This window comes from Streptomyces sp. NPDC008086, from assembly GCF_042957325.1.
GTDB lineage: Bacteria > Actinomycetota > Actinomycetes > Streptomycetales > Streptomycetaceae > Streptomyces.
Window position 1 is genome coordinate 810,920 of the sequence record NZ_JBIBIA010000002.1, and the last position, 23,540, is coordinate 834,459.

Annotated in this window: 29 protein-coding genes and 1 tRNA gene; 15 read left to right on the forward strand and 15 right to left on the reverse strand. The window is 71.1% G+C overall.

Annotated features, from left to right (window positions below; translation table 11 throughout):
- Positions 1-179: 179 nt before the first annotated feature.
- From ACFZBP_RS09650 to ACFZBP_RS09680, 7 genes are all read left to right on the forward strand, one after another.
- Positions 180-644: a hypothetical protein gene (locus ACFZBP_RS09650; protein WP_391411423.1), complete on the forward strand. Its 465-nt coding sequence runs from the start codon at positions 180-182 to the stop codon at positions 642-644.
- A gap of 89 nt (positions 645-733) precedes the next feature.
- Positions 734-1,474 carry a DNA methylase gene (locus tag ACFZBP_RS09655; protein WP_391411425.1) on the forward strand — a complete coding sequence of 247 codons (741 nt, stop codon included), beginning with the start codon at positions 734-736 and terminating at the stop codon, positions 1,472-1,474.
- The gene (locus ACFZBP_RS09660) at positions 1,471-2,361 is read left to right on the forward strand and encodes a bifunctional DNA primase/polymerase (protein WP_391411427.1); all 891 of its coding nucleotides are present in this window, start codon (positions 1,471-1,473) and stop codon (positions 2,359-2,361) included. The genes ACFZBP_RS09655 and ACFZBP_RS09660 overlap by 4 nt, the downstream gene beginning before the upstream one ends.
- Positions 2,358-2,708 (forward strand): hypothetical protein, encoded by a 351-nt coding sequence (locus ACFZBP_RS09665; RefSeq protein WP_391411429.1) that lies wholly within the window; start codon positions 2,358-2,360, stop codon positions 2,706-2,708. The genes ACFZBP_RS09660 and ACFZBP_RS09665 overlap by 4 nt, the downstream gene beginning before the upstream one ends.
- Complete coding sequence (locus ACFZBP_RS09670) at positions 2,705-3,853, forward strand: DUF3631 domain-containing protein (protein WP_391411431.1); 1,149 nt, start codon at positions 2,705-2,707, stop codon at positions 3,851-3,853. The genes ACFZBP_RS09665 and ACFZBP_RS09670 overlap by 4 nt, the downstream gene beginning before the upstream one ends.
- 205 nt (positions 3,854-4,058) lie before the next feature.
- Positions 4,059-4,304, forward strand: a complete 246-nt coding sequence (locus ACFZBP_RS09675) for an excisionase family DNA-binding protein (RefSeq protein ID WP_391411433.1) — start codon at positions 4,059-4,061, stop codon at positions 4,302-4,304.
- Positions 4,305-4,313: 9 nt separating this feature from the next.
- Positions 4,314-5,600 (forward strand): tyrosine-type recombinase/integrase, encoded by a 1,287-nt coding sequence (locus ACFZBP_RS09680; RefSeq protein ID WP_391411434.1) that lies wholly within the window; start codon positions 4,314-4,316, stop codon positions 5,598-5,600.
- Between the two features lie 65 nt (positions 5,601-5,665).
- Here the strand turns inward: ACFZBP_RS09680 and ACFZBP_RS09685 are convergent.
- The 4 genes from ACFZBP_RS09685 to ACFZBP_RS09700 all read right to left on the reverse strand — a co-directional run bounded on the left by ACFZBP_RS09685 (position 5,666) and on the right by ACFZBP_RS09700 (position 7,362).
- A tRNA-Ser gene (locus ACFZBP_RS09685) sits at positions 5,666-5,750 on the reverse strand.
- An 84-nt stretch (positions 5,751-5,834) separates the two neighbouring features.
- Positions 5,835-6,266, reverse strand: a complete 432-nt coding sequence (gene tadA, locus ACFZBP_RS09690; protein ID WP_254389644.1) for a tRNA adenosine(34) deaminase TadA — start codon at positions 6,264-6,266, stop codon at positions 5,835-5,837.
- 65 nt (positions 6,267-6,331) lie between these two features.
- Positions 6,332-6,862 carry a hypothetical protein gene (locus ACFZBP_RS09695; RefSeq protein ID WP_383449854.1) on the reverse strand — a complete coding sequence of 177 codons (531 nt, stop codon included), beginning with the start codon at positions 6,860-6,862 and terminating at the stop codon, positions 6,332-6,334.
- A gap of 314 nt (positions 6,863-7,176) precedes the next feature.
- A complete protein-coding gene (locus ACFZBP_RS09700) occupies positions 7,177-7,362 on the reverse strand; it encodes a hypothetical protein (protein ID WP_383449564.1) in 186 nt (61 codons plus the stop codon).
- A gap of 159 nt (positions 7,363-7,521) precedes the next feature.
- On the opposite strand from ACFZBP_RS09700, the gene upp reads away from it, so the two are divergent.
- The gene (gene upp, locus ACFZBP_RS09705) at positions 7,522-8,157 is read left to right on the forward strand and encodes a uracil phosphoribosyltransferase (RefSeq protein ID WP_383449563.1); all 636 of its coding nucleotides are present in this window, start codon (positions 7,522-7,524) and stop codon (positions 8,155-8,157) included.
- A 34-nt stretch (positions 8,158-8,191) separates the two neighbouring features.
- Here upp and ACFZBP_RS09710 read toward each other — a convergent pair whose 3' ends face one another.
- Both ACFZBP_RS09710 and ACFZBP_RS09715 read right to left on the reverse strand, forming a co-directional pair.
- Positions 8,192-8,815, reverse strand: coding sequence for a LytR C-terminal domain-containing protein (locus ACFZBP_RS09710; protein ID WP_383449853.1), 624 nt, complete (start codon positions 8,813-8,815; stop codon positions 8,192-8,194).
- Positions 8,816-8,963: 148 nt separating this feature from the next.
- Complete coding sequence (locus tag ACFZBP_RS09715) at positions 8,964-9,260, reverse strand: type II toxin-antitoxin system VapB family antitoxin (protein WP_003999914.1); 297 nt, start codon at positions 9,258-9,260, stop codon at positions 8,964-8,966.
- 332 nt (positions 9,261-9,592) lie between these two features.
- Here ACFZBP_RS09715 and ACFZBP_RS09720 point away from each other — a divergent pair, with 332 nt between their 5' ends.
- Positions 9,593-11,212, forward strand: coding sequence for a helicase HerA-like domain-containing protein (locus tag ACFZBP_RS09720; protein ID WP_391411437.1), 1,620 nt, complete (start codon positions 9,593-9,595; stop codon positions 11,210-11,212).
- A 33-nt stretch (positions 11,213-11,245) separates the two neighbouring features.
- Here ACFZBP_RS09720 and ACFZBP_RS09725 read toward each other — a convergent pair whose 3' ends face one another.
- From ACFZBP_RS09725 to ACFZBP_RS09745, 5 genes are all read right to left on the reverse strand, one after another.
- Entirely contained in the window at positions 11,246-11,371 is a 126-nt protein-coding gene (locus tag ACFZBP_RS09725) for a hypothetical protein (protein ID WP_391411439.1), read from the reverse strand.
- Between the two features lie 60 nt (positions 11,372-11,431).
- On the reverse strand, positions 11,432-11,806 hold the full coding sequence (locus ACFZBP_RS09730; RefSeq protein WP_391411441.1) for a hypothetical protein: 375 nt from the start codon (positions 11,804-11,806) through the stop codon (positions 11,432-11,434).
- An 86-nt stretch (positions 11,807-11,892) separates the two neighbouring features.
- The gene (locus tag ACFZBP_RS09735) at positions 11,893-12,573 is read right to left on the reverse strand and encodes an HdeD family acid-resistance protein (RefSeq protein ID WP_383449559.1); all 681 of its coding nucleotides are present in this window, start codon (positions 12,571-12,573) and stop codon (positions 11,893-11,895) included.
- 95 nt (positions 12,574-12,668) lie between these two features.
- Positions 12,669-13,262, reverse strand: a complete 594-nt coding sequence (locus tag ACFZBP_RS09740; RefSeq protein ID WP_383449558.1) for an HhH-GPD-type base excision DNA repair protein — start codon at positions 13,260-13,262, stop codon at positions 12,669-12,671.
- A 123-nt stretch (positions 13,263-13,385) separates the two neighbouring features.
- Positions 13,386-14,108 (reverse strand): SIP domain-containing protein, encoded by a 723-nt coding sequence (locus ACFZBP_RS09745; protein ID WP_391411631.1) that lies wholly within the window; start codon positions 14,106-14,108, stop codon positions 13,386-13,388.
- Positions 14,109-14,185: 77 nt separating this feature from the next.
- Between ACFZBP_RS09745 and ACFZBP_RS09750 the strand changes: the two genes are divergently transcribed.
- Genes ACFZBP_RS09750 through ACFZBP_RS09765 form a run of 4 tightly spaced genes read left to right on the forward strand, consistent with a single transcriptional unit; the run spans position 14,186 to position 18,251 of the window.
- Entirely contained in the window at positions 14,186-16,387 is a 2,202-nt protein-coding gene (locus ACFZBP_RS09750; protein WP_391411443.1) for a penicillin acylase family protein, read from the forward strand.
- Positions 16,371-16,970, forward strand: coding sequence for a GNAT family N-acetyltransferase (locus ACFZBP_RS09755; protein ID WP_391411445.1), 600 nt, complete (start codon positions 16,371-16,373; stop codon positions 16,968-16,970). Before ACFZBP_RS09750 ends, ACFZBP_RS09755 begins: the two co-directional genes overlap by 17 nt.
- A gap of 10 nt (positions 16,971-16,980) precedes the next feature.
- Complete coding sequence (locus tag ACFZBP_RS09760) at positions 16,981-17,460, forward strand: cupin domain-containing protein (RefSeq protein ID WP_391411447.1); 480 nt, start codon at positions 16,981-16,983, stop codon at positions 17,458-17,460.
- Entirely contained in the window at positions 17,457-18,251 is a 795-nt protein-coding gene (locus ACFZBP_RS09765; protein ID WP_391411449.1) for a glucose 1-dehydrogenase, read from the forward strand. The genes ACFZBP_RS09760 and ACFZBP_RS09765 overlap by 4 nt, the downstream gene beginning before the upstream one ends.
- A 52-nt stretch (positions 18,252-18,303) precedes the next feature.
- Here ACFZBP_RS09765 and ACFZBP_RS09770 read toward each other — a convergent pair whose 3' ends face one another.
- Both ACFZBP_RS09770 and ACFZBP_RS09775 read right to left on the reverse strand, forming a co-directional pair.
- A complete protein-coding gene (locus ACFZBP_RS09770; RefSeq protein ID WP_391411451.1) occupies positions 18,304-18,888 on the reverse strand; it encodes a hypothetical protein in 585 nt (194 codons plus the stop codon).
- A 126-nt stretch (positions 18,889-19,014) separates the two neighbouring features.
- Entirely contained in the window at positions 19,015-19,251 is a 237-nt protein-coding gene (locus tag ACFZBP_RS09775; protein ID WP_391411453.1) for a hypothetical protein, read from the reverse strand.
- Positions 19,252-19,762: 511 nt separating this feature from the next.
- On the opposite strand from ACFZBP_RS09775, the gene ACFZBP_RS09780 reads away from it, so the two are divergent.
- A complete protein-coding gene (locus tag ACFZBP_RS09780) occupies positions 19,763-21,616 on the forward strand; it encodes a copper resistance protein CopC (protein WP_391411455.1) in 1,854 nt (617 codons plus the stop codon).
- Here ACFZBP_RS09780 and ACFZBP_RS09785 read toward each other — a convergent pair.
- Complete coding sequence (locus ACFZBP_RS09785) at positions 21,613-21,846, reverse strand: hypothetical protein (RefSeq protein WP_391411457.1); 234 nt, start codon at positions 21,844-21,846, stop codon at positions 21,613-21,615. The two genes, ACFZBP_RS09780 and ACFZBP_RS09785, sit on opposite strands and share 4 nt — an antisense overlap.
- The gene (locus tag ACFZBP_RS09790; RefSeq protein ID WP_391411459.1) at positions 21,843-22,028 is read right to left on the reverse strand and encodes a hypothetical protein; all 186 of its coding nucleotides are present in this window, start codon (positions 22,026-22,028) and stop codon (positions 21,843-21,845) included. Before ACFZBP_RS09790 ends, ACFZBP_RS09785 begins: the two co-directional genes overlap by 4 nt.
- A 190-nt stretch (positions 22,029-22,218) precedes the next feature.
- Here ACFZBP_RS09790 and ACFZBP_RS09795 point away from each other — a divergent pair, with 190 nt between their 5' ends.
- A complete protein-coding gene (locus tag ACFZBP_RS09795) occupies positions 22,219-23,532 on the forward strand; it encodes an ABC transporter substrate-binding protein (RefSeq protein WP_383459712.1) in 1,314 nt (437 codons plus the stop codon).
- The last annotated feature ends 8 nt before the right edge of the window (positions 23,533-23,540 follow it).

Here is a 23,540-nt window from a genome sequence, read left to right on the forward strand (position 1 = left end):
GGGAGGCGGGGAGAACTCCCCAACCCCCTCCCCGGACCGCCTCCCCAGCGTTGATCAGCGAAAACTCCGTTTCAGGGAGGCGGGGAGGCACTCCAGGTCAACCCCCGAAAACCCCCTTCACAGCGACCCCGGCAGGGGGTGCCCCTGCCTCCCCAGCCGAGTACCGGAAGGGATTCCGCATGTACCCCGAGCCTGTCCGCCACGCCCCCGCCCACGGGGCCGTGGAAGTCCACCAGCCCACCCCCATCACCCCCGCCGCCATCCATGCGGCGCCGCTCGTTCCCGTCCAGCCGGGCACCGTCCCGGCCGTGGCGAGCGTCGTCCTGCCCGATGGGCGCGTCGTCACCGGCTACGCCATCAACCCCGCCAAGCCCGAACCCGTCGCGGCCAAGCCGCCCGTCTCCCGCGCGGCCGTCAACGTCGCCCTCGGAGGCGTCGGCTTCCTCGCCGTGTGCGGCGGACTGCTCCTGCTCACCACCTTCATCACCGCACTCACGGCGCTGATCACCCAGCTCATCACGCTCGCCGCCGTGATCTTCGGCGGCTGGATCGCGGTGCAGGTGTTCAGCGCGAGCGGCCACAAGGGCGGGACCACGGTCAACATCCGCAAGGCCGTCATCAAGCGCAACCGCTTCTACCAGTAGCTACGCCAAGGGCGGCCCCCTATCTCGCCAAAGATCACGGGCCGCCCTGACCTCCCAGCATCCATCCCAGGAACTGGAGATCTCCCAGCATGACGCAACCCACCGACATCCGGCGAGTGCCGGACACTCTCCGTCCCTTCAAGGTCTTGGACGGCTGCTGCTGCATCGGCGGTGGCACCGAGGGATACCGGCGCGCGTTCGGCCCGAACTGCCACATCACCGGCGTCGACATCCAGGCCCAACCCGACTACCGGGGCGACACCTTCCACCAGGGCGACGTCGTCGAGTACATCCGTGCCCACGGCCACGAGTACGACTTCATCCATGTCTCGCCGCCGTGCCAGGGCGAGGGCGCCCCCACCAAGGGCACCAACGCCGCCCGCAACGCCGCGATCGGTCGCACCTATCCCCGGCTCATCGTCCCCGTGCGGGCCGCGCTGGAGTCGACGGGCCGGCCGTACGCGATCGAGAACGTGGCCGGCTCCGACGTCCGCAAGGACATCCGGCTGTGCGGCGAACAGTTCGGCCTCGCCGTGCTCATGCACCGCTACTTCGAACTCGGCCGCTGGACGGCCGTGCAGCCGGCCCACCCCCGGCATCGGGGCAGGGTGCGCGGCTGGCGCCACGGCGAGTACCACGACGGCCCGTATGTCGCCGCGTACGGCAAGGGCGGTGGCAAGGCCACCGTCGAAGAGATCCAGTGGGCCAAGGGCATCGACTGGTCCACCGACCACCTTCGGCTCCGCGAGGCACTCCCGCCCGCCTACACCGAGTGGATCGGGCGTGCCCACCTCGCCCACCTCGCCACGTCGTGGGAGGTGGCCGCATGAGCGAGCATCTGCTGCACGCCGCCCTGGACGCTACCGCTCGCGGCTGGCACGTCTTCCCGCTGCGCCCCGGCACCAAGCGTCCCGCCCTGCACGGAGAGACCGCCTGCCCCCGCACCGGCCAGTGCGTCAACGGGCACTTGAAGTGGGAGCAGCGCGCCACCACCGACTCCGACCGCATCCGCGCCGCATGGACGCGTCAGCCGTTCAACGTCGGCATCGCCACCGGCCCGTCCGGGCTGGTCGTCGTCGACCTCGACATGCCCAAGGACAAAGGCAGTTCGGACGCGCCTGACGGCGCGGCAACCTTTCAAGCGCTCTGCGAGCGCGCCGGCCACCCCGTCCCCGACACCTACCGGGTGCGGACCGCAAGCGGTGGTGAGCACCTGTACTTCAAGGCTCCCGACGGTCTTCGGCTGACCAACACGGCAGGAACCATCGGGGAGTTGGTCGACACCCGGGCATGGGGCGGTTACGTCGTCGCGGCGGGCAGCATCACCCCCACCGGAACGTACGAAGCCGTGAACGGCTCTGTGGCGGCCCCGCTCCCCGAATGGCTACAAACCATCCTGAAACCCGTCCCCGTGCGCTCTACGGGGCCGCTGAGGCTTCCTGCGGTCGACGGCAGCCGCGCGGCCCTGGTCGCCCTGGAAGCCGAATGCGCCATCGTGTCCGCCGCGCCGGACAAGCAGCGCAACACCACGCTCAACCGCTGCGCCTTCAAAGTGGGCCGCTTCGTCGCATGGGGCGACATCCCCCGGCACGTGGTGGAAGAGGCCTTCCAAGGGGCGGGCGAGGGGCGGGGACTCACCGCCGCCGAGTGCCGCGCCACCATCCGCAGCGCCCTGGACAGCTCCATCCGCAAAGCCCGACCCCGGGAGGCGGCATGAACGCCCCCCGATCCTCCCCCTTGGAAGGCCAACCGATCGCGAGCGGCGGGCAAGTCGCCGAACTCGCCTCGCCTGTACCGGCCGTGGGCGACCCGAAGGGCGTCGCCGAAGGCGTCCGAACTGCTCTTGGGACTGACCCGCACGGCGACGACGGGCGCCGCCCCATCGCGTGGCTGCACATCGTCGCCCCGCGCGGCGCCGTCCCCACCGCCACCTCATGGTGCGCGTGCGGACGAGACCGCTCGGCTGTCGGCCGTGCTCGGGTGCTCGCTCTGATCGACGACCACGCCGCCCACCGCGACGTGTGCCCCCTGCGCAACTCCCAGGAAGGAAGGACCGCCGCATGACCCCCACGCCCATCGACGGCGCCGCGCTGCTCGACGAGGTGGAAGCCTTCCACCGGCGCTTCAACGTCTTCCCCCACGAAGCCGCCTACGTCGCCGTGGCACTGTGGGACGCCCACGCCCACCTGCTCGACTGCTTCGACTCCACCCCCCGGCTGGCGTTCCTCTCGCCGGAACCGGGGTCGGGCAAGTCACGGGCGCTGGAAGTCGTGGAAACCCTCGTTCCCCAGCCCATGACGGCCGTCAACGCGTCCGCCGCCGCCCTGTTCCGGTCCGTGTCCAACCCCAACGGGCGGCCCACGATCCTGTTCGACGAAATCGACACGATCTTCGGCCCCAAGGCAGGCGACAACGAGGAACTACGCGGGTTCCTCAACGCCGGACACCGCCGCACCGGGGTCACGTACCGGTGCATCGGCGACGGCGGGAACCAGACCGTTCAGGCCTTCCCGTCGTACTGCGGGGTCGCGGTCGCCGGACTCGGCAACTTGCCCGACACGATCATGACCCGCTCGGTGGTGATCCGGATGCGGCGCCGGGCGCGCAACGAACGCGTGGAAGCCTTCCGTGCCCGCATCCACGAGGCGGAGGGGCACGCGCTGCGTGAGCGGCTCGCCCAGTGGGCCGAACACGCCCGTGGGTTCGTCATGGGCGCCTGGCCCGACATGCCCGACGGTGTTTCCGACCGGCCGGCGGACGTGTGGGAACCCCTGCTCGCCATCGCCGACGCGGCCGGAGGTGACTGGCCCGAGCGGGCACGGGCGGCATGCGTGACGCTCGTGACCGCCTCCAAGGCCAACGACAAAGGCAGTCTCGGTGTCCGCCTGCTGACCGACCTGCGCGACCACGTCATGGTCGGCATCGACCGCCTGCCCACCGTCGCGATCCTCGACCGGCTCAACGCCCTGGACGACGCGCCGTGGGCTGACCTGCACGGCAAGCCGTTCGACAACCGGCGGCTGTCGAAGATGCTCGGGGAGTACATGACGGCGGACAACGAGCCGATCGCCTCCCGCAACATCAAGACCGCCGGGAGCTGCCTCAAGGGCTACTACGCCGCCGATCTCGCGGACGCGTGGGCGCGCTACTGCCCCCCACCCCCGGAAAGTCCGCTACCTCCGCTACCTGGCACCGAAAACGTGGCCTGACCAGCAATAACGCGGTAGCGGCAACCCGCCTTGGTTGCCGCTACCTGGCCGCTACCCATCCGCTACCGCTACCCCTTCCCGCTACCTCCAACAGGCCCCTGACCTGCGAGGTAGCGGCGGTAGCGGAAGTAGCGGCCCTCAGAAGGGGGTCCACGAAGGCCCTGCTCCCAAATCCCCACCCGTGAGACGAAGGAGCGTCATTCGCATGGATACGGCTCACCTCGCCGACGCCATCGATCCCACCCTCGTGCTTCTGACCGTGGAGGAGGCTGCCCGCCGTCTCCAGATCGGTCGCACCGTCTGCTACCGGCTCATTCGCTCCGGAGAGCTGGAGTCCATAACCGTCGGCCACCTCCGCCGGGTGCCCGCAGACGCCGTTCCCGAGTTCGTCACCCGCCGCCGCAAGAGGCAGCGTCCCGCCACCGTCCTTACCGCCGTCCAGGCCGCCTGAGGAGCACGCATGGCAGAAGACAAGAGCGAGAAGAAGCGCACCCGTCAGCCGAACGGCCGTTCGTCCATCTACCAGGGAGCAGACGGTAAGTGGCACGGTCGTGTGACCGTCGGCATCCGTGACGACGGCAAGCCGGACCGCCGCCACGTCGAGCGGAAGACTCGCGCTGAGGTGACCGCCGCCGTCCGTGAGTTGGAGCAGCAGCGCGATGCCAAGAGCATCCGGAAGGCAGGCCGCCCCTGGACGGTCAAGACCTGGCTGACCCACTGGATCGAGAACATCGCACCCCTCGCCGTCAACGAGAACACGATGGTCGGGTATGGCGTCGCCGTGCGGAAGCATCTGATTCCCGCCCTCGGGGCTCACCGGCTCGACAAACTCAAGCCGGAGTACATCGAGAACTTCTACGGACGCATGGTCGCCGACGGTCGTAAGGCGGGGACGATCCACCAGATTCACCGCACGTTCCGCACCGCGCTGAACGAGGCGGTACGGCGTGGCCACCTTGCTCGGAACCCCGTCCAACTGGCGAAGGCCCCCCGCGTCAGTGAAGAGGAGGTGGAGCCCTACACCGTCGAGGAGGTGCAGCGGTTGCTGCGTGCGGCGGACGGCCGGCGGAACTCTGCGCGCTGGGCCGTCGCGCTGGCCCTCGGACTCAGGCAGGGAGAGGCGCTCGGCCTCAAGTGGGCGGACGTCGACCTTGACCGGGGCGTACTCATGGTCCGTCGGAGTCGCCGCCGACCGCGCTACGCCCACGGGTGCGGTGAAACCTGCGGCAGGAAGGCCGGGTACTGCCCGCAGCGTCAGCGGACCAACCCGGAGACGGCCGACACGAAGTCGCGCGCCGGACGGCGTGCCGTGGGGCTGCCCTCACAGCTCGTAGATCTGCTGCGCACCCATCACGCCAAGCAACAAGCGGAGCGTGCGGAGGCCGACGCCAACTGGATGGACGAAGGGTGGCTCTTCGCGACGCCGACCGGGCGGGGCACATCACCCCGGACGGACTACGACGACTGGAAGGAGTTGCTTGACGACGCAAAGGTCCGCGACGGCCGCTTGCACGATGCCCGCCACACCGCCGCCACGGTCCTACTGATCCTCGGAGTCTCCGAGCGCGCCGTTATGGGCCTCATGGGCTGGTCGACCACCGCCATGGCCGCGCGGTACCAACACATGGTCGACAGCGTCCGCAGCGACGTGGCCCGACAGGTCGACGGACTCATCTGGAAGCCGACCGGAGACCGGCCGGACGACGATGACGACGGCGCCGCTGGGGCGCTCGTACGGGTCAACTGAGACGGAAACTGAGACGGAAGCCGAAGGGGCGCCCGGTTCGATGAACCGGGCGCCCCTTCTACCTGCGGTAGCGGAGGGATTTGAACCCTCGGTGACTTGCGCCACACTCGCTTTCGAGGCGAGCTCCTTCGGCCGCTCGGACACGCTACCGAGGGAGACCTTACAGCACGCCGGGGCGTGCTCTGAAATCGGTATTCGCCGGCGCCGTATCCCCGTCCCCGCTGGGCCCTCGGGTCACCGGTCCCGGAAGAACTCGGTGAGAATCCGGGCGCAGTCAGCGGCGAGGACGCCCTCGATCACCTCGGGCCGGTGGTTGAGCCGCCGGTCGCGTACGACGTCCCAGAGGGAGCCCGCCGCGCCGGCCTTCTCGTCCCGGGCGCCGTACACGACCCGGTCCACCCGGGACTGGACGAGCGCGCCGGCACACATGGTGCAGGGCTCCAGCGTGACGACGAGCGTGCAGCCGGACAGCCGCCACTCGCCGACCTCTGCCGCGGCCCTGCGGATCGCGAGCACCTCGGCGTGCGCGGTCGGATCGCCGGTCGCCTCACGCTCGTTGTGGCCGACGCCCAGCACGGTCGTGCCGTCGGCGGACAGCACGACGGCGCCGACGGGGACGTCCCCGCCCCGGACGGCCAGTTCGGCCTGGTCCAGGGCGAGCCGCATCGCGGCCCGCCAGCGGTCGCGTACGGGATCGGGCACCTCGGGCGCCGGCCCCGGGTCGGACGAGGTCAGCGGACGGTCTCCAGCACCTCCGAGGCCCCCAGCGCCTCGGCGATCGCGCCGAGCGCGTCCTCGGCGTCCAGGGCCTTCAGCTCCTTCTCGCTGACGCCGAGGTCGTCGAGGATCTCGGTATCGCCGACGGGGCTGTGCGGAACGGCTTCCGCGGAGCCGCCGTCCTCGTCGTCCTCGGAGTCGCCGTCGGGCTCCTCCGTGCCGTCGAGGTCCAGGGCGTCCAGGTCGGTGCTGTCGTCGTCGGGCTCCCTTCCGAGCAGCTCGTCGGTGAGCAGGATCTCCCCGTAGCTGCTGCGGGCGGCGGCGGCGGCGTCCGAGACGTAGATGCGAGGATCGTCCTCGCCGTCGATCCGGACGACCCCGAACCAGGCGTCCTCCTGCTCGATGAGCACGAGCACCGTGTCGTCCTCCGGCGAGGCCTCACGGGCCAGGTCGGCCAGGTCCGACAGGGTCTCCACATCGTCGAGCTCTGTGTCGCTCGCTTCCCACCCGTCTTCGGTGCGCGCGAGCAGTGCGGCGAAGTACACCGTGACTCTCCCACTGGTCATAGGCGTGCCGGTTGGGGGTCCCCCCGGCGGAGGTTGGGGGCGGGGAGAGCTGTGCTCCGAGCCCACCCACTCGGAATCGTGGCAGAAACAAGGCGTTCAGGGGACGTCTTCGGCTCCCTGTGTCCGGCAGTTTTGATCGCGTTGGCCCGAGGGGGTCCGCGAGCACGTCCGTGGAGGACTCACCAGCACACTCGTTGCCGCCACGTGCGGATCGTACGCGGCTTTTCCCGCTGTCCACGCACGACCATCGCTCCAACGCGGCCGAAGGGCGCGGATCTTCCCGGGACCTCGCCCTACCAGCGGAACGTTCGCATGCGCAGGGCGTGGCGCAGACGGGCCGCCTTGGCGCGGCGCGGCTGGACGCGGTCCCGCAGGGCGCGGGCCTCGGCGAGTTCCCGCAGGAACTGGGCGCGGCGCCGACGCCGCGCGGCGTCCGCCTCCTCCGGCGCGGTGTCCGCCGGGGACTCACGATCAGGCACGGGCTCACCACCCCCGGACTACCCCGGACTACCCCTGGTTCGTCCCTCCCACTTTCCCTCTGATGGGCGGTTTGATGCCAGCGTGAGGGTGAAGTGTTGGCCCAGGTCTTGCCGTGCGTGAGGACGCTGGGCCCACCTGGCCCGGTTACTGTTGTGGACATGCGTCTCCACGTCGTCGACCACCCCTTGGTCGCCCACAAGCTCACCACGCTGCGCGACCGGCGCACCGACTCCGCGACCTTCCGTCGGCTGGCCGACGAGCTGGTCACCCTGCTCGCCTACGAGGCCACGCGGGACGTGCGCACCGAAGCGGTCGACATCACGACCCCGGTCACCGACACCACCGGCGTCAAGCTCTCCCACCCGCGCCCGCTCGTGGTGCCGATCCTGCGGGCCGGCCTCGGCATGCTGGACGGCATGGTCCGGCTCCTGCCGACCGCCGAGGTGGGCTTCCTGGGCATGATCCGCAACGAGGAGACGCTCCAGGCCTCCACGTACGCCTCGCGGATGCCGGAGGACCTCTCCGGGCGTCAGGTGTACGTCCTGGACCCGATGCTGGCCACGGGCGGGACGCTGGTCGCGGCGATCCAGGAGCTCATCAAGCGCGGTGCGGACGACGTGACGGCCGTGGTGCTGCTCGCCGCGCCCGAGGGTGTCGAGCTGATGGAGCGGGAGCTGGCGGGGACGCCGGTGACGGTGGTGACGGCCGCGGTGGACGACCATCTGAACGAGCACGGGTACATCGTCCCCGGGCTGGGGGACGCGGGGGATCGACTTTACGGGGCTGCCGAGTAGGGCGGGCTTGTCCGCGCCCTACTCGGGGCGTTGCTCAGCAGGCATTCCTTGAAGCGCCGGGCGTCGGCTTGGGCTTGGCCAGGGCGGCCAGGGCCTTGTCGGCCGCCGGCTTCTTCGTCAGCTCCTTGAAGCCGTTGCCGATGATCAGGTCGACGGCTTCGCCCTTGCGGGCGGGGTCGGTGCGGCGTTCGGCGGTGCCGAGCTGGGTGGCCAGGACGGGCAGCGAGGTGTTCAGGGAGGCGGCCGGGCCCAGCAGGAGGCCGGTGCCCTTGACCTTCTTGTCGAACTCCTTCGTCGCGTTGCCCACATCGCCGATCTTGAAGCCGCGCTTCTTCAGTTCGTCCGCGGTCTGCTTGGCCAGGCCGCTGCGGGTCGTGGCGTTGAAGACGTTGACGGTGACCTTGCCCGGCTCGGGCAGTGCGGCCGGGGCGGTCGGCGTGGCGGACGGGGTCGCGCCGGTCCGGCAGTCGGCCTTCGGGCCGGCCGCAGAGGCCTCTCCACCGCCGCCCGTGAAGACGTCGATGAGCTGCAGTGTGCCCCAGCCGATCATGCCGACCGCGGCGGCGGAGGCGACGGTGGCGACGACGAGCCTGCCGCGGCGCCGGGGACGGCGCATCCGCGGGTACTTGTCCCCCTTGATCCGGTACTGGCCGCCCATGCCCGGGGGAGTCAGCATGCTCATGGGCGCAGCGTAGTGCGCGCGAGCGGCAATGCCTACTAGATGATCATTCGAGGTCGCGCGGTCCAACCCGAAAGGGGCAACTGCCTACGCCGAGATGCCCGGCCGGGTCGGGCCGGGCTCGGGGTCAGTCCAGTTCCAGGACGCGGGCGTGCAGTACCTGGCGTTGCTGGAGGGCGGCTCGCACCGCGCGGTGGAGGCCGTCCTCCAGGTAGAGGTCGCCCTGCCACTTCACGACGTGCGCGAAGAGGTCGCCGTAGAAGGTCGAGTCCTCGGCCAGCAGTGTTTCCAGATCGAGCTGACCCTTGGTCGTCACGAGCTGATCGAGGCGGACCGGGCGCGGCGCGACGTCCGCCCACTGCCGGGTGCTTTCCCGGCCGTGGTCGGGGTACGGCCGGCCGTTTCCGATGCGCTTGAAGATCACACGGAAAGCCTACCGGTCAAGACCTTCCGGGCGCAGCCATGACGACGGAGTGCGACGCTGGAAAAGATGCGGCAAACGGGGATGAATCGGCAAAGCTGGAGGAAGTGGTGGGCGGAACGGAGGGTTACGCCCCCCGCCGCCCCTCCCCGTCCCGTCCTTCCGGGGCTCCGCCCCCTACCCCGTCCGCAGACGCCGGAGGGGCTGGGTATATCAGCCGGTCATGCGATTGAGGACGAGGCCCGTAGGGCCGACAGCCGGGGTCTGGTGGCGCAGCCCCCAAGGGCGGGAGGACGGGTAGGGGTGGCAGGGGCGAGGAAAGGTGGTGGGTTGGGATGAGGGATCGGGAAAGGGTGGTCGCAGGGGCGGAGCGGGGTGGTGGGGCAGCTCTGCCGCCGGAGGCGTTGGAGATCGCCGCCGGGTACGCCTTCGGCGGGCCCGGCCTGGAGCTGGGGGCGCTGCTGTGGGGCGGGGCGTGTCTGGCGGACGCGAGGGTCCGCGTGCCGTTGGCCATGCTGAACCGGCACGGCCTGGTCGCGGGAGCCACCGGTACCGGCAAGACCAAGACGCTCCAGCTGATCGCCGAGCAACTGTCGGCGCAGGGCGTGCCGGTGTTCCTGGCGGACGTGAAGGGCGACCTCTCCGGCCTCGCGCGAGCGGGGCAGGTGAACGACAAGGTGCGCTCCCGCGCGGCCGAGGTCCACCAGGAGTGGACGGCGACCGGCTTCCCCACGGAGTTCTACGCCCTCGGCGGCATCGGCCGTGGTACCCCCGTACGGGCCACGATCACCAGCTTCGGCCCGGTCCTGCTGTCCAAGGTCCTCCAGCTCAACCACACCCAGGAGCAGTCCCTCGGCCTGATCTTCCACTACGCGGACCAGAAGGGCCTGGAGCTGGTCGACCTCAAGGACCTGAGGGCGGTCGTCGCCTTCCTCACCTCGGACGAGGGCAAGGCGGAGCTGAGGGGCATCGGTGGGCTCTCGACCGCCACGGCGGGTGTGATCCTGCGGTCCCTCACCGCTTTCGAGGCACAGGGCATGGCCGACTTCTTCGGGGAGCCTGAGTTCGACACGAGCGAGTTCCTGCGGACGGCGTCGGACGGGCGAGGCGTGTTGTCGGTCCTCGAACTGCCCGCCGTACAGGACAAGCCGCAGCTGTTCTCCACGTTCCTGATGTGGCTGCTCGCCGACCTCTTCCACGATCTGCCCGAGGTCGGGGACGCCGACAGGCCGAAACTGGTCTTCTTCTTCGACGAGGCGCATCTGCTGTTCGACGACGCGTCGAAGGCCTTCCTCGACTCGATCGCGCAGACCGTGCGGCTGATTCGCTCGAAAGGGGTCGGCGTCTTCTTCGTGACGCAGACGCCGAAGGACGTCCCCGCCGAGGTGCTCGGCCAGCTGGGCAACCGTGTCCAGCACGCGCTGCGCGCCTTCACCCCGGACGATCAGAAGGCCCTCAAGGCCACGGTGAAGACCTTCCCCAACTCGGCGTACGACCTGGAGGAACTCCTCACCGGCCTCGGCACCGGCGAGGCCGTGGTGACGGTGCTCAGCGAGAAGGGCGCCCCGACACCGGTCGCGGCGACCCGGCTGCGGGCCCCCGAGTCGCTGATGGGGCCGCTCGAGGCGGGCGCGCTGGAGCGTGCGGTGACGGCGTCCGCGCTGTACGGGCGGTATGCACAGGCTGTGGACAGGGAGTCGGCGTACGAGAGGCTGCAGGCGTCGCGCGGGGCCAAGGGGCCGGACGAGATGCGCGAGGGCGGGGCGAAGGGGCCGGACGAGATGCGCGAGGCGGCCGGGGGCCGCGTACGGCACAGGGAGCGGCGAGAGGAGCCGTCCGTCGTGGAACAGGTCGTCGGGAGCGGCATGTTCAAGTCCCTCGCTCGGTCGATCGGTACGCAGATCGGGCGCGAGATCACCCGGTCGGTCTTCGGTACGGCGCGGCGGAGGCGGTGACCCGGAGAAGACCCGCCTCCGCCGCGCCCGCCTTCAGCCGCGCTCCCGGTCCTTCGGGGGATGCTGCGGTTTCTCCTTCTTCGACTGCGGCTTCGGTGTGTTGCGCACGGCTTCCGCGCGCAGCAGGGCGCGCAGGACCGCGTAGTGGTCGGTGGGCATGACTGGCTCCTGCTCCTTGCGTCGTACTGCTCGTCCTGACTGACCTCGTGACGGGGTCGGTCAGCAGCGCAGGACCACGGTGCGCAGGAGGTGCGGGAGGGGCGGGAGGGGCGAGTCGTACGAGGGCCGTGGCGGCGCGGTGCGGGGCGGGCACGGCCGTGCGTCGTGTGCCGATCGCGGCAGCGGGCCGGGGCCGCGGCGTCCCGCGCGGGGCGCGTCGCGCCGGTCGGGACGGGCCGGTGGCCGCAGCACCGTGTCGAGGACGTCGGGCTCGGCGAGTTCACCGGAGGAACCCATGGCGCCGGCCACGGTGGGCACGGCGACGGCGTGGGCCTGGGCGTGGGCGCCCGGTACCAGGAGGGCGAGCAGCAGCACGAGGGCCCGCAGCCAGGCGCGGCTGCGCGAGAGGCGTCGTGCGGTACTCGCGGTACTCACGGAAGGTCATCTCCCCGGTGGCCGTACGGGGTTCATCCCGTTCGAGGGGAGAACCGCCCGCTCGGCGTACCGGTTCGCGGCGCGTATCACAGCTCGCGCGGGACCTGGCGGGCCCGCCCCCGGATCCGGAGCGCCAGAACGATCTCCACGACGCCGACCGCCACCAGCCAGCAGCCGCCGAGCACCATCAGCACGGTCACCGACTCGATCGGGGAGTCGATCAGCACGATTCCGCCGAGGACGGTGACGATCCCCAGGAGCATCTGCCAGCCGCGCGCCGGCATGGACTTGTCGGAGGCGGCGGCCAGCAGCTGGGAGATGCCGCGGATGAGCCAGCCGATGCCGATCCACAGGGCGAGCAGCAGGACGGACTGCATCGGGCGGCGGAAGCAGAACAGGCCGAGGACGACCGACAGGATGCCGCTGATGAACGCCAGCACCCGCAGCGAGGTCGTCCGGTGGGTGCCGAAGGCCGCGACCAGCTGGAAGACACCGCTGATCAGGAGGTAGAGGCCGAAGAGGACCCCGGAGACGAAGAGCGGTGCGTCCGGCCAGACCAGGACCAGGACGCCCAGGACCAGCGAGCACACGCCGGTGCCGAGGACGACCTGCCAGGCTGCGCGGGAGAGGGCGTGCAGGGGGCCTTCGAGCGGCGGTTCGGGCTCATGGGCGGCCGTGCCGGGGCCCGGCCCGGGCGCGTGCCCGGCATGGACGTGCCGGTCGTCGTAGTCCCGACCCCACGGGGAGCCGGTCGGTGACTCGCTCATGATCCATGCTGAGAACGACCCGGCCGACCTCGCCATCGGGGACGGGCCACTCGAATGACAGCACGGGGGGCTGCGGCCGCGATGGACCGCCGTGCCTACTTCCCCGCGCTCTTCGCCGCCTTCGCGGCCGCCTTCATCTCCTGCTTGTGCGCCCGCACCTTGGCCAGCGACTCGGGGCCGGTGATGTCGGCGACGGAGCGGAAGGACCGCGTCTCGCCGTAGGCGCCGGCGGCCTCCTGCCAGCCCTGGGGGCGGACGCCGAGCTGCTTGCCCAGCAGGGCGAGGAAGATCTGGGCCTTCTGCTTGCCGAAGCCGGGCAGGTCCTGCAGCCGGCGCAGCAGTTCGCGGCCGTCGTCGACGCCCTTCCAGACGAGCTCGGCGTCGCCGTCGTAGTGCTCGACGAGGTACTGGCACAGCTGCTGGATCCGCTTGGCCATGGACCCGGGGTAGCGGTGCACGGCCGGCTTCTCCGAGAGGAGAGAGGCGAAGGCGTCGGGGTCCTGCGCTGCGATGTCGTGCGCGTCCAGGTCGTCCGCGCCGAGCCGGTCCGCGATCGTGCGCGGCCCCTTGAACGCCCACTCCATCGGCACCTGCTGGTCCAGCAGCATGCCGACCAGCGCGGCGAGCGGGCTGCGGCCGAGGAGCGCGTCGGCCTCGGGGTCCTGGGCGAGGTGAAGGGTGACGTCCATGCCCCGATCATGCCCCCTCGGCCCCTGCCCCGCAGCCGTGGACGCCGTCGGCGAACTCGCCGGCGACAGGACGCCCACCGCAGCGCGAGCCCGCGGTCTGCCGGGCGCCGCGGCCCGGCCCCGTCAGGCGCGCCAGTACCCCAGCGCGTTCACCCGCTGCTTCGGCAGGCCCAGCTCCTTGCGGACGTACGACGTCAGGGCCCGGGTCGTCGCCGTGTCGCAGGCGATCCAGACGTACGGGTCGGAGGTGCCCTCGATGAGTTCGGGCAGGGTCTCCTTCACCTCGGCGACCAGGTGGGCGCCGGCGTCGCGCCTCGGCAGGGTCCGTATGTCGTGGCGGGAGGGGGTGGTGCGGAAGGGCAGGCCGTCCTGTTCGCCGCCCTCGAACCAGACCGTGGCCGGGGACGGGTCCAGCGCGGCGAGGAGGGAGTTGAGGGCGGGGAGGGAGGCGGGGTCGGCGACGGCGAAGACGTGGGAGGGGGCGGGGTCGGGCTGCTCGAAGCCCGTGCCGTGGATGGTCGCCTCGATGGTGTCGCCGGGCTTCGCCGTCCGCGCCCAGTCGCTGGCGCACCCCTCGTGCAGCGCGAACTCCAGGCTGAAGGTGCCGGCCGCCGGGTCCGGGTCGACCAGCGTGTAGGCGCGCTGATGGGGCTTGCCCGCGTTGTCGAACCACAGGCGCACCCACATGGTGGGGTGGACGCCGGTCGCGGCCAGCATGCCGCCGTCCGTGAGGTGGACCCGGCGGTACCGCGGCGTGACGTCCTCGGCACCCGTCACCGTGAACACGAAGTCCTTCGCGCGCAGCAGCTTCAGGACCGCGCCCTCCCAGCCGTGCCCCTGCCCCATGGCGTCTTCACCCTTCACGTACCATTCCTGCACCAATGACTTAGGCAAGGCTAACCTAAAGCAAGGGAGGGGCACAGGTGACCGGCGAGATCTTCCGCGATGCCTGGGGCATTCCGCATCTCCGCGCCGACGACGCGAGACGGCTCGCCCGCGTACAGGGCCGCGTCACCGCCCTCGACCGGGCCTGGCAGCTGGAGGTGGAGCGGCACCGCTCCCAGGGCACCTCCGCGTCCTTCCTCGGTGCCGAGGCCCTGCCCTGGGACCGGTTCGTCAGACGGGCCCGCCTCGACGACACGGCGAGACGCTGCTTCGCCGAACTGGAGGGGCGGGACCCGGAGACGGCGGAGTGGGTGCGGGCGTACGCCGACGGGGTCAACGAGGGCCTGGCCGAGGGGGCGGGACGTACGCCGGAGTTCACGCGGACCGGGCTCGCACCGGGCCGTTGGGAGCCCTGGACCCCGCTCGGCGTCTGGCTCGGCATCCACATCCTGTTCGCCGGCTTCCCGGCCAAGCTCTGGCGTGAGCAGGTCGTCCGGCATCTCGGCGCCGACGCGGTCGCGCTGTTCGCCACCGACGGGCCGGCCACCTCCGGCAGCAACGGCTGGCTGGTGAGCGGCGAACGGACCGTCACCGGACGCCCGATCATCGCCGGCGACCCCCACCGCTTCATCGAGGAACCCGGCGTCTACCAGCAGATCCACCTCTCCTGCCCCGAGTTCGACGTCATCGGCCTCGCCGTACCCGGCATCCCCGGCATCGCCCACTTCGGCCACACCGGCACGGTCGCCTGGGCCATCACCAACGCCATGGCCGACTACCAGGACCTGTACCGGGAGCGGTTGCGGCGTACGGGGGCGGGGGTCGAGGCGCTGGGTCCGGACGGGGTCTGGCGGCGCGCCGCTCGGCACACCGAGGTCGTGGAGGTGGCGGGGGAGGAGCCGGTCGAGGTCGAGGTGATCGAGACGGAGCGGGGGCCGGTGGTGATCGGGGGGCCGGAGGGGCTTCCCGATCTGCAGGAAGGTTTCTCCGAAGGTCTCTCCGAAGGGTTCGGCGGCGCCGAACGGATCGACGGGGCTGACGGCACCGAAGGCTCCGAAGAGCCCCCGGTCCCCCTGGACGACGACCCACCCCTCGCCGTCACCCTCCGCTACCCGCCCCGCGTCACCTCCGACCTCGGCTTCAGTGCCCTACTCCCCCTCCTCCGCGCCCGCCGGGTCGCCGACGTCGACCGTGCCGTCGACCTCTGGGCCGAGCCCGTCAACGTCGTCCAGGCCGCCGACACCGAGGGCGGCCTGCTGCACCGCGTCGCCGGGACGGTGCCGGTGCGGGCGGAGGCCAACCGGGTCCGGCTCGTGCCGGCCTGGGAGCCCGGCCACGACTGGCGGGGCCGGCACGAGACACCCCGGGGCGGGCTCACCGACGGCGTCGCCGCCATGGCCAACCAGCGCGGGCTCGCCGCGCCCCTGGGCGTCGAGTTCGCCCCACCGCACCGGGCCGACCGCATCACGGCGCTGCTGGGGGAGAAGGAGCGCTGGTCGGCCGCCGACATGCCGGCGATCCACATGGACACCCAACTGGCCTCCGCGGCACCCCTGTTGGACATGCTCGCCGCCCTGGACGGCCTCACCCCCGAGGCCGACCGCGTCCGGCGGACCCTCCTGGCCTGGGACCGCCGCATGGACGCGAGCAGCGCGGCCGCGGCCGTGTACGCGGCGGTGCGCGCAGCGGTCGTACGGGGACTCGCCGCGCACCCGGCCTTCGCCGCGCTGTCCGTTCCACCCGCCTACCCGGAGGTCCTGCTGCCCTGGCTGGCCCTGCTCCCCCGGGTCGGCTTCGCGCTGGAACACCTCCTGCGGACCGAGGAGTTGTACGGCATCGACCGCGCCGGGACCCTGCGTGCGGCGGTCGAGGAGGTGGCGGCCCGATCCACCGCGGCAGGGCACGGCACCTGGGGCGACACCCACCGCCTCGCCCCCTGGCGGGCCCTGCCCGACCCCTCGTACGACGGACCCGGCCTCTCCGGCGACCACGACTGCGTGCTGTGCACCTCGACCGTCCCCGGCCTCACCGACCTCAGCGCGCGGGGCCCCGCCGCCCGCTACGTCTGGGACCTGGCCGACCGCGAGGCGAGCCTCTGGGTGGTCCCGCTCGGCGCCTCCGGCGTCCCGGGCTCGCCCCATCACCGTGACCAACTCCCGCTGTGGCTGGCGGGGGACCTGGTTCCGGTCGTCACCGATTTCACGAAGCTGGAGAAGGAATCCGATGTCCGAGGTGTCTGAGCTGTCCGAGTCGGCGCACGAGGAAGTGGTCGAGGGCTTCGGTACGGTCCGTATCCGCCCCCTCGCCCCGCACGCCGACGCCGACATCGAGGTCGTCCACGGCTGGGTCGGCCAGGAACGGGCGTCCTTCTGGGGCATGAACGGCCTGACCAGGGACCAGGTGGCCGGGATCTACGCCCACATGGACACACTGGACACCCACCACGCCCATCTCGTCCTGCGGGACGCGGTCCCGGTCGCGCTCCTCCAGACGTACGAGCCGACGGCGGACCGTGTCGGCGAGTGCTACGACGTCCTGCCCGGCGACATCGGCATCCACCTGCTGCTCGCCCCGGCCGGCCCCGAGGGCGGGCGGCCCGGGTGGACCTCGGCGCTGGTGGGCGTCGTGGCGTCGTACGTCTTCCGGACCCTGGGCCGGCGCCGGGTGGTCGTGGACCCGGACGTGCGCAACGACAAGGCCATAGCCCGCTTCCTCAGGCAGGGCTTCACGGCCGGGCCGGTGGTGGTGCTGCCCGAGGTCGATCTGCCGGACGTGTACATCCCGGAGAAGCGGGCCCAACTGGCGTTCCTGAGCCGGGGGTAGCCTTCCGGGCGTGACTCCGACGCCGGAAGAACTCGTAGCGCACTATTCCCTGGAGCCGATCCCGCGTGAGGGCGGCCTGTTCCGCCAGACCTGGGCCGGGCCGCAGCGCTCCGACGGTCGCCCGCAGGGCACCGCGATAGTGGTTCTGCTCACCGCGGACGACTACTCGGCCCTGCACCGTCTGCCGTCCGACGAGGTCTGGCACTTCTATCTCGGCGACCCCCTGGAGATCCTGCTCCTCGCCCCGGACGGCACCTCCCGCACCGCCGTCCTCGGCCCCGACCTGCCGCGCGGCCAGCACATCCAGCTCACGGTCCCCGCCGGAACCTGGATGGGGGCACAGGTCGCGGCAGGCGGCTCCTGGACCTTCTTCGGCTGCACGATGGCGCCCGGATTCACCTACGAGAGCTATGAGCAGGGCGACCTGGCTGAGCTGACGGCGCGCTATCCCTCGGCGGGCACCCGGATCGCGAAACTGTGCCGCCCATGAGCGGACTTCCCGGACCCTCGGGCTCCCCAGGACTTCTCCAAGGGCAGGTCGCGCTGGTCACCGGCGCGGGCGGTGGCATCGGGCGGGGGATCGCGACGCGGTTCGCCGAGGAGGGCGCGGCGGTCGTGCTCCACTGCCGTACGGCGGTGGATGCGGCGCGGGAAGTGGCGCGTGGTGTCCGGGAGTCGGGCGGACGGGCCCTCGTCCTGCGGGCCGACCTGACGGATGAGGACGCGTGTCGGCGGCTGGTCGGCGAGGCCGCCGAGTGGGGCGGGGGCCGCCTGACGGCGCTGGTCAACAACGCGGGGGTGCAGCCGACGCACGCGCTGCCCGGGATGTCGTCGGCGCAGTGGCGGGCGGTCGTCGACACCAACCTCTCCAGCGTCTTCGCCTGCACGCAGGCCGCGGCCGAGGTGATGCGGGAGCAGGAGGGCGGCGGCTCGGTGACCCACATCGCCTCCATCGAGGCGAGCCACCCCGCACCCCTCCACGCCCACTACTCCGCGTCCAAGGCAGCGGTGGTGACGCACGCCCGCGCGGCCGCCCTGGAGTACGGCCCCTTCGGCATCCGCGTGAACACGGTCTCCCCCGGCCTGATCGACCGGGAGGGGCTGGAGGAGGCCTGGCCGGACGGCGTCCGCAGGTGGCGGGCGGCCGCGCCCGTCGGGCGGCTCGGGCGCGCGGAGGACGTGGGTGACGCGTGCGTCTTCCTGGCGTCGGGGCTCGCGTCGTGGGTCTCCGGGCACGATCTGGTGGTGGACGGCGGGGTGTCGGCCAGGCCTACGTGGTGAGAGGACACGACAGGGTGGGCATCGGGAGGTTCGAGACGGAAACCGTACGAACTCACTCGAACAACTCGAAGATCTCGTCCCAGAACTCGGAGTCGTCCACGAACGGGTCCACGTCGATCATGCGGCTCCGCAACTCGGCGGCGGCGGCGACGCGTACGGCGTCGTCGGCCGAGTCCAGGGCCTCGCTCGACTCGGCGATGAGGGCGAGGAGCACGGCCAGACCGGGGAGGCTGTCGGCGGCCTCCCCCTTCCAACCGGCGCCGTGGTCCCATCCGTTGGGGTCGTAGTGGGTGATGCCACCGAGATCCGCGCCGAGCATCAGGTGCTGGTCGGAGCAGGTGGCGATGGTGAAGCAGAAGTTCTTGGGCGGGGAGTCGTCGTCGGGGTAGCGCTCGCCGTAGATCTCGTCGGCGTCGAACGGCTCCATTCCGTCCTCGTCCCGCAAGTGACTCGTGTCGATCCCCACGACTTCGAGGTGGACGGCGGGGAATCCGACCGTGAGCAGGAACTCCCGCGAAGAGGCGTGAGTCAGCTCGGCCGGCAGGTCCCCCGCGCCCGGCCGCCAGAGCGATCCCTTCCCCAGCCGCTCCTCCAGCCATGCCGCGTCCGGTATCAGCGGAACATCGTTGCTCTTCACTTCGTGGCCCCCACGCATCACGGGTCGTGTCTCCGGTCATATCGGCGGTCGTAGCGCGCGCCGTTCGGTCAACGCGGACCCAGTCAATCGGATGGGAGACCTCCGCCGCCTCTTCCCCTGCCGGATCTATGTGTCCGTCGGCGGCTCAGGGGGTTCCTCCGCCGTCGCCTTGCCGCGGCCGACGGTCATGGACCAGCGGACGGTCGTCGGCGCTTCGACGGAGACGGTGCCCTCGTCCTCTGCTCCCGCGACGTCCATCTGGTTGTGGATGGTGGTCACCTCGCTGTCGAGGCATTCCAGCGGAAAGGAGACGGCTGCGGGCCGCACGGTGACGTTGACCGTCCCGTCGCCTTGGCATCGCACGGCGACGATGAGCGCCTCGCCCTTCTTCCCCTGCCGAAATCGAGGCTGCGACTGCCGTGCGTCTCACCCTGCCGCACGGCCACGGTCTCGGTTTCGTCCAGCTCCGGAGGCCGCACCACGGGCGGCTCCGCCGAGGCGTGGGACGGGGCGGTTCCCGTCTGCGCGGGCCTGCCGGGCGTGGAGGGCTTCGTGGGCTCCTGCGCGCCGGAGTCGCTCGCCGAGCAGGCGGTCGCGGGAACCACGGCAAGCGCGACAAGGCTCAGGGCAGCCAGAGTTCGACAGGACATGTCACATCTCCCAGTTGGCCCGGCCGGATGGCCCAGCACGGCGCCGGGGAGTGTAGAGCGTAGTCCGTGCGCAAAACCGCCGCCCGGCGCTGAGCCCCTGGGCCTCCCCGTCCGTACCTATCCCCGAGGCCTCGAGTCCGACGACGGAGATGTGACACGTGGGGTGCGATGACCGACGACAACCGTGGCGCCGATCCAGCGGACGGCGGCGGCTTCAACGGCTGGTGCTGCTGGGCCCCCTGCTGGTCCTGTTCCTCCTCGGCGGCACGGGACCCGCGTCGGCCCACGCGGCCCTCCGCGCCACCGACCCCGAGGACGGGGCCCTCCTCAAGTCGGCCCCCCGCCATCTCACCCTGACCTTCACGGAGTCCGTCGGGCTGCTCGAGGACTCCTTCCGCGTCCTGGACCCCGACGGGCGGCGCCTGCGCACGGGGGAGCCGGCGCACACCCCGGACAGCAGCCGGACCGCCCGGGTGACGTTGCCCGGGAAGCTGGCGCAGGGGACGTACACCGTGGCCTGGCGGGTGGTGTCGGCCGACAGCCACCCCGTGTCCGGCGCGTTCACGTTCTCCGTCGGGAAGGCCACCGTCACCACGGCCACCGTGGACCCCGGGCCCACCGAGGACCCGGCGACCAAGGGCCTCTACAACATCGCCCGCTATCTGGCCTACCTCGCCGCCACCCTGCTCATCGGCACGGCCGCCTTCGTGGCGCTGTGCCGTCCGCCGGACGCGTCCGTGCTCCGCGGGCTGCTGCGGGCGAGCTGGTGGACGCTCCTCGGCGCCACCCTCGCCCTGCTGGTGCTGCGTGCCCCCTACGAGACCGGCGAGGGGCCCCTGGGGTCACTGAGCGTCGACTCCCTGAGCCGGACGCTGAGCAGTCGGCCGGGGGCCGTCCTGCTGGCGAGGCTGGGGCTCCTGGCCGTGGCCGCCGGGTATCTCGTACGGCTGGCCAGGCGCCGCAGGCCGTACGGCTGGGGCGGCGCGGCCCTCGCCGCCGGGCTCGCCATGACCTGGGCCGCCGGTGAACACGCCTCCGCCGGCATCCAGGTGCCGGTCGCGATGACGTCCTCGGCGCTGCATCTGCTCGCCACGGCGGTGTGGCTGGGCGGGCTCGTGGCCCTGCTCGTGACGCTGTACCGCACCCGGCTGACCCCGGCCGCCGTGACCCGCTTCTCCCGGCTCGCCTTCGCCTCCGTGACCGTCCTCGTCGTCACCGGTGTCTACCAGTCCTGGCGCGGCCTCGGCTCCTGGGACGCGCTCACCGGCACGACGTACGGCCGCCTCCTGACCCTCAAGCTGATCGCGGTGGCCCTGCTCCTCGGAGCGGCGGCCCTCTCGCGACGCTGGACGGCGCGGCTGGCGACGGCGGGCGATGCGGAACCGGTCGATGCGGAGGCGTCCTCTGTGGAGGCGGTCGACGCGGAGGCGGTCGTGCCGGCGCGGGAGCGGGAGGGTGAGCGCGTCCCGGAGGCGGTCGGCGGACCGGCGCTTCCCGAGCCGCCGGGACAGTCCGACGTAGGGCCTTCCACGGACGACGTAGGGCCTCCCACGGACGACGTACAGGCACCCCAGGACGACGTACCGCCACCCCGGGACCCCCACCGCCGCGCCCTCCGCCGTTCCGTCCTCGCCGAAGTCGTCGTCGGTGCCGTGGTGCTGCTGCTCACCACGATCCTCACCAGCACGCTGCCCGGCCGGGCGGAGGCCGACGCGGCGGCGGGGGCGCCCACCGTCATCGGGGCCTCCGTCACCTACGTCCCCTTCGACGTCGGCACCCCCGGCGGCCATGGCAAGGTGCAGGTCACCCTCGACCCGGGGCGGGTCGGCGACAACTCGATCGAGGCCCTCGTCTACGGTCCCGACGGCGGCGTGTCCATCGTCCCCGAGCTGCGGATCTCCTTCACCCACCCGGGCAAGGACATCGGCCCCCTCGACGCCGAACTCACGGACAAGGGCGGCTACTGGGCCAACAGCTTCCTCAACCTCCCCATCGCCGGCACCTGGGAGATGAAGGTGACCGTGCGCGTCTCGGAGGTGGACCAGGTGAGCGAGACCCGGCCGGTGGTGGTGCGCTAGCTGTACTCGGCCGGGGCGCCTGGGACAGCACCTGGATCAGCGGGAGCCTGGGCGGCGGTGTCGATCTCGCGGTCCCGCGGGACGCCGTCCAGGTCCGTGAACCGGAACATCCGCCTCTTGCCGGCATGGCGGTGGAAGGTCGCCGGCACGGAGATCCCGCGGCGGCGCAGGATCGCGCGGTCGTACGGCGTCTTGGCGGCCATGCCGTACAGCACCAGGCCGATGATCAAAGGCTTGGCCCCGAAGAACCAGGCCGCCAGAGGGTCGCGCCGCTGAGGTCCGAGTGCGCGATCAGCGTGACGAGGCCGGCGATCCAGCCCACGACCGGGAGCCCGAGGACGAGCACCGGGCTCACATCCGCGAACGCCCGCTTGTGCCAGGCCGGCCTGGCCGCGTGCTCGGGTTCGATCAACGCAGTGTTGAAGCCCGGTTCGAGATGTCGGTCACGTTTCCAAAACGGCGATCGACATCTCTTGACGCATGACCTGACAAAGGGCTGTTATTGCGCCACCAGTGTTCGTTCAAGTTGATTTCTGATCGGTTACGACGGACTTCGACGCATCCAATCCCTCATGATCGAACCTTGCCATCAGGAGCCGTAGATGCCGCACCTCTCTCCCTCCGGTCTCTCACTGCCATCGCCGAGCCGCCGCTCCCTGCTGCGCGGCATAGGCGGCGCCGCCGTACTCGGCGCCGGGATCCCGCTGCTGAGCGCCTGCGGCGGCAGCGGTACGGCGAGTGACCCGAAGACCGTGACCCTCGGCTCCAAGGCGTCCGACCCGGTGCCGAAGAAGGCGTTCGCCGACATCTACGCGGCCTACCAGAAGAAGACCGGCATCACGGTCGACGTGAACACCAAGGACTCCAACACCTTCCAGGAGCAGATCAACTCCTACCTCCAGGGCACGCCGGACGACGTGTTCACCTGGTTCGCCGGTTACCGGATGCAGTTCTTCGCGGCCAAGGGTCTGGCCACCCCGATCGACGACGTGTGGAAGACCATCGAGGGCAACTTCCCCGAGGCGATGCAGAAGCTCTCCAAGGGCGAGGACGGCAAGTACTACTTCGTGCCGCTGTACACGTACCCGTGGGCGATCTTCTACCGGAAGAGCGTCTTCAAGGAGAAGGGCTACGAAGTCCCCACCAAGTGGGACGACTTCGTCGCGCTGTGCAAGCAGATGAAGAAGGACGGCCTCGTCCCGATCGCCTTCGGCGACAAGGACGCCTGGCCCGCGCTCGGCACCTTCGACCAGATCAACTTCCGCCAGAACGGCTACGACTTCCACGTCGACCTGATGGCCGGCAAGGCCGCCTGGACCGACGCCAAGGTGCGCAAGGCCTTCGACCTGTGGTCGGAGATCCTCCCCTACCACCAGGAGGGCGCCGTCGGCCGCACCTGGCAGGACGCGGCCCAGACGCTCGCCTCGAAGAAGGCCGGCATGTATCTGCTCGGCACCTTCGTGGCGCAGCAGTTCACCAACAAGGCCGACCTGGACGACCTCGACTTCTTCGCCTTCCCGGAGATCGACCCGGCGTTCGGCCAGGACACCGTCGAGGCGCCGACCGACGGCTTCATGATGAGCAAGAGCCCCAAGAACAAGGCCCAGGCCGTCAAGCTCCTGGAGTACCTGGGCACCCCGGACGCCGAGGACATCTACCTCAAGTCCGACCCGAGCGTGGTCCACGCCTCCATCAAGGCCGACACGTCGTCGTACACCGCCCTGCAGAAGAAGGCGTACGACATGATCTCCGGCGCCAAGTCCCTGACCCAGTTCATGGACCGTGACAGCCGTCCGGACTTCACCTCCACGGTGATGCAGCCCGCGCTGCAGAAGTTCATCCGCGACCCCAAGGGCATCGACGGCATCCTGTCGTCGATCGAACGGCAGAAGAAGACGATCTTCGCGTCCGGCTGACCGACTGA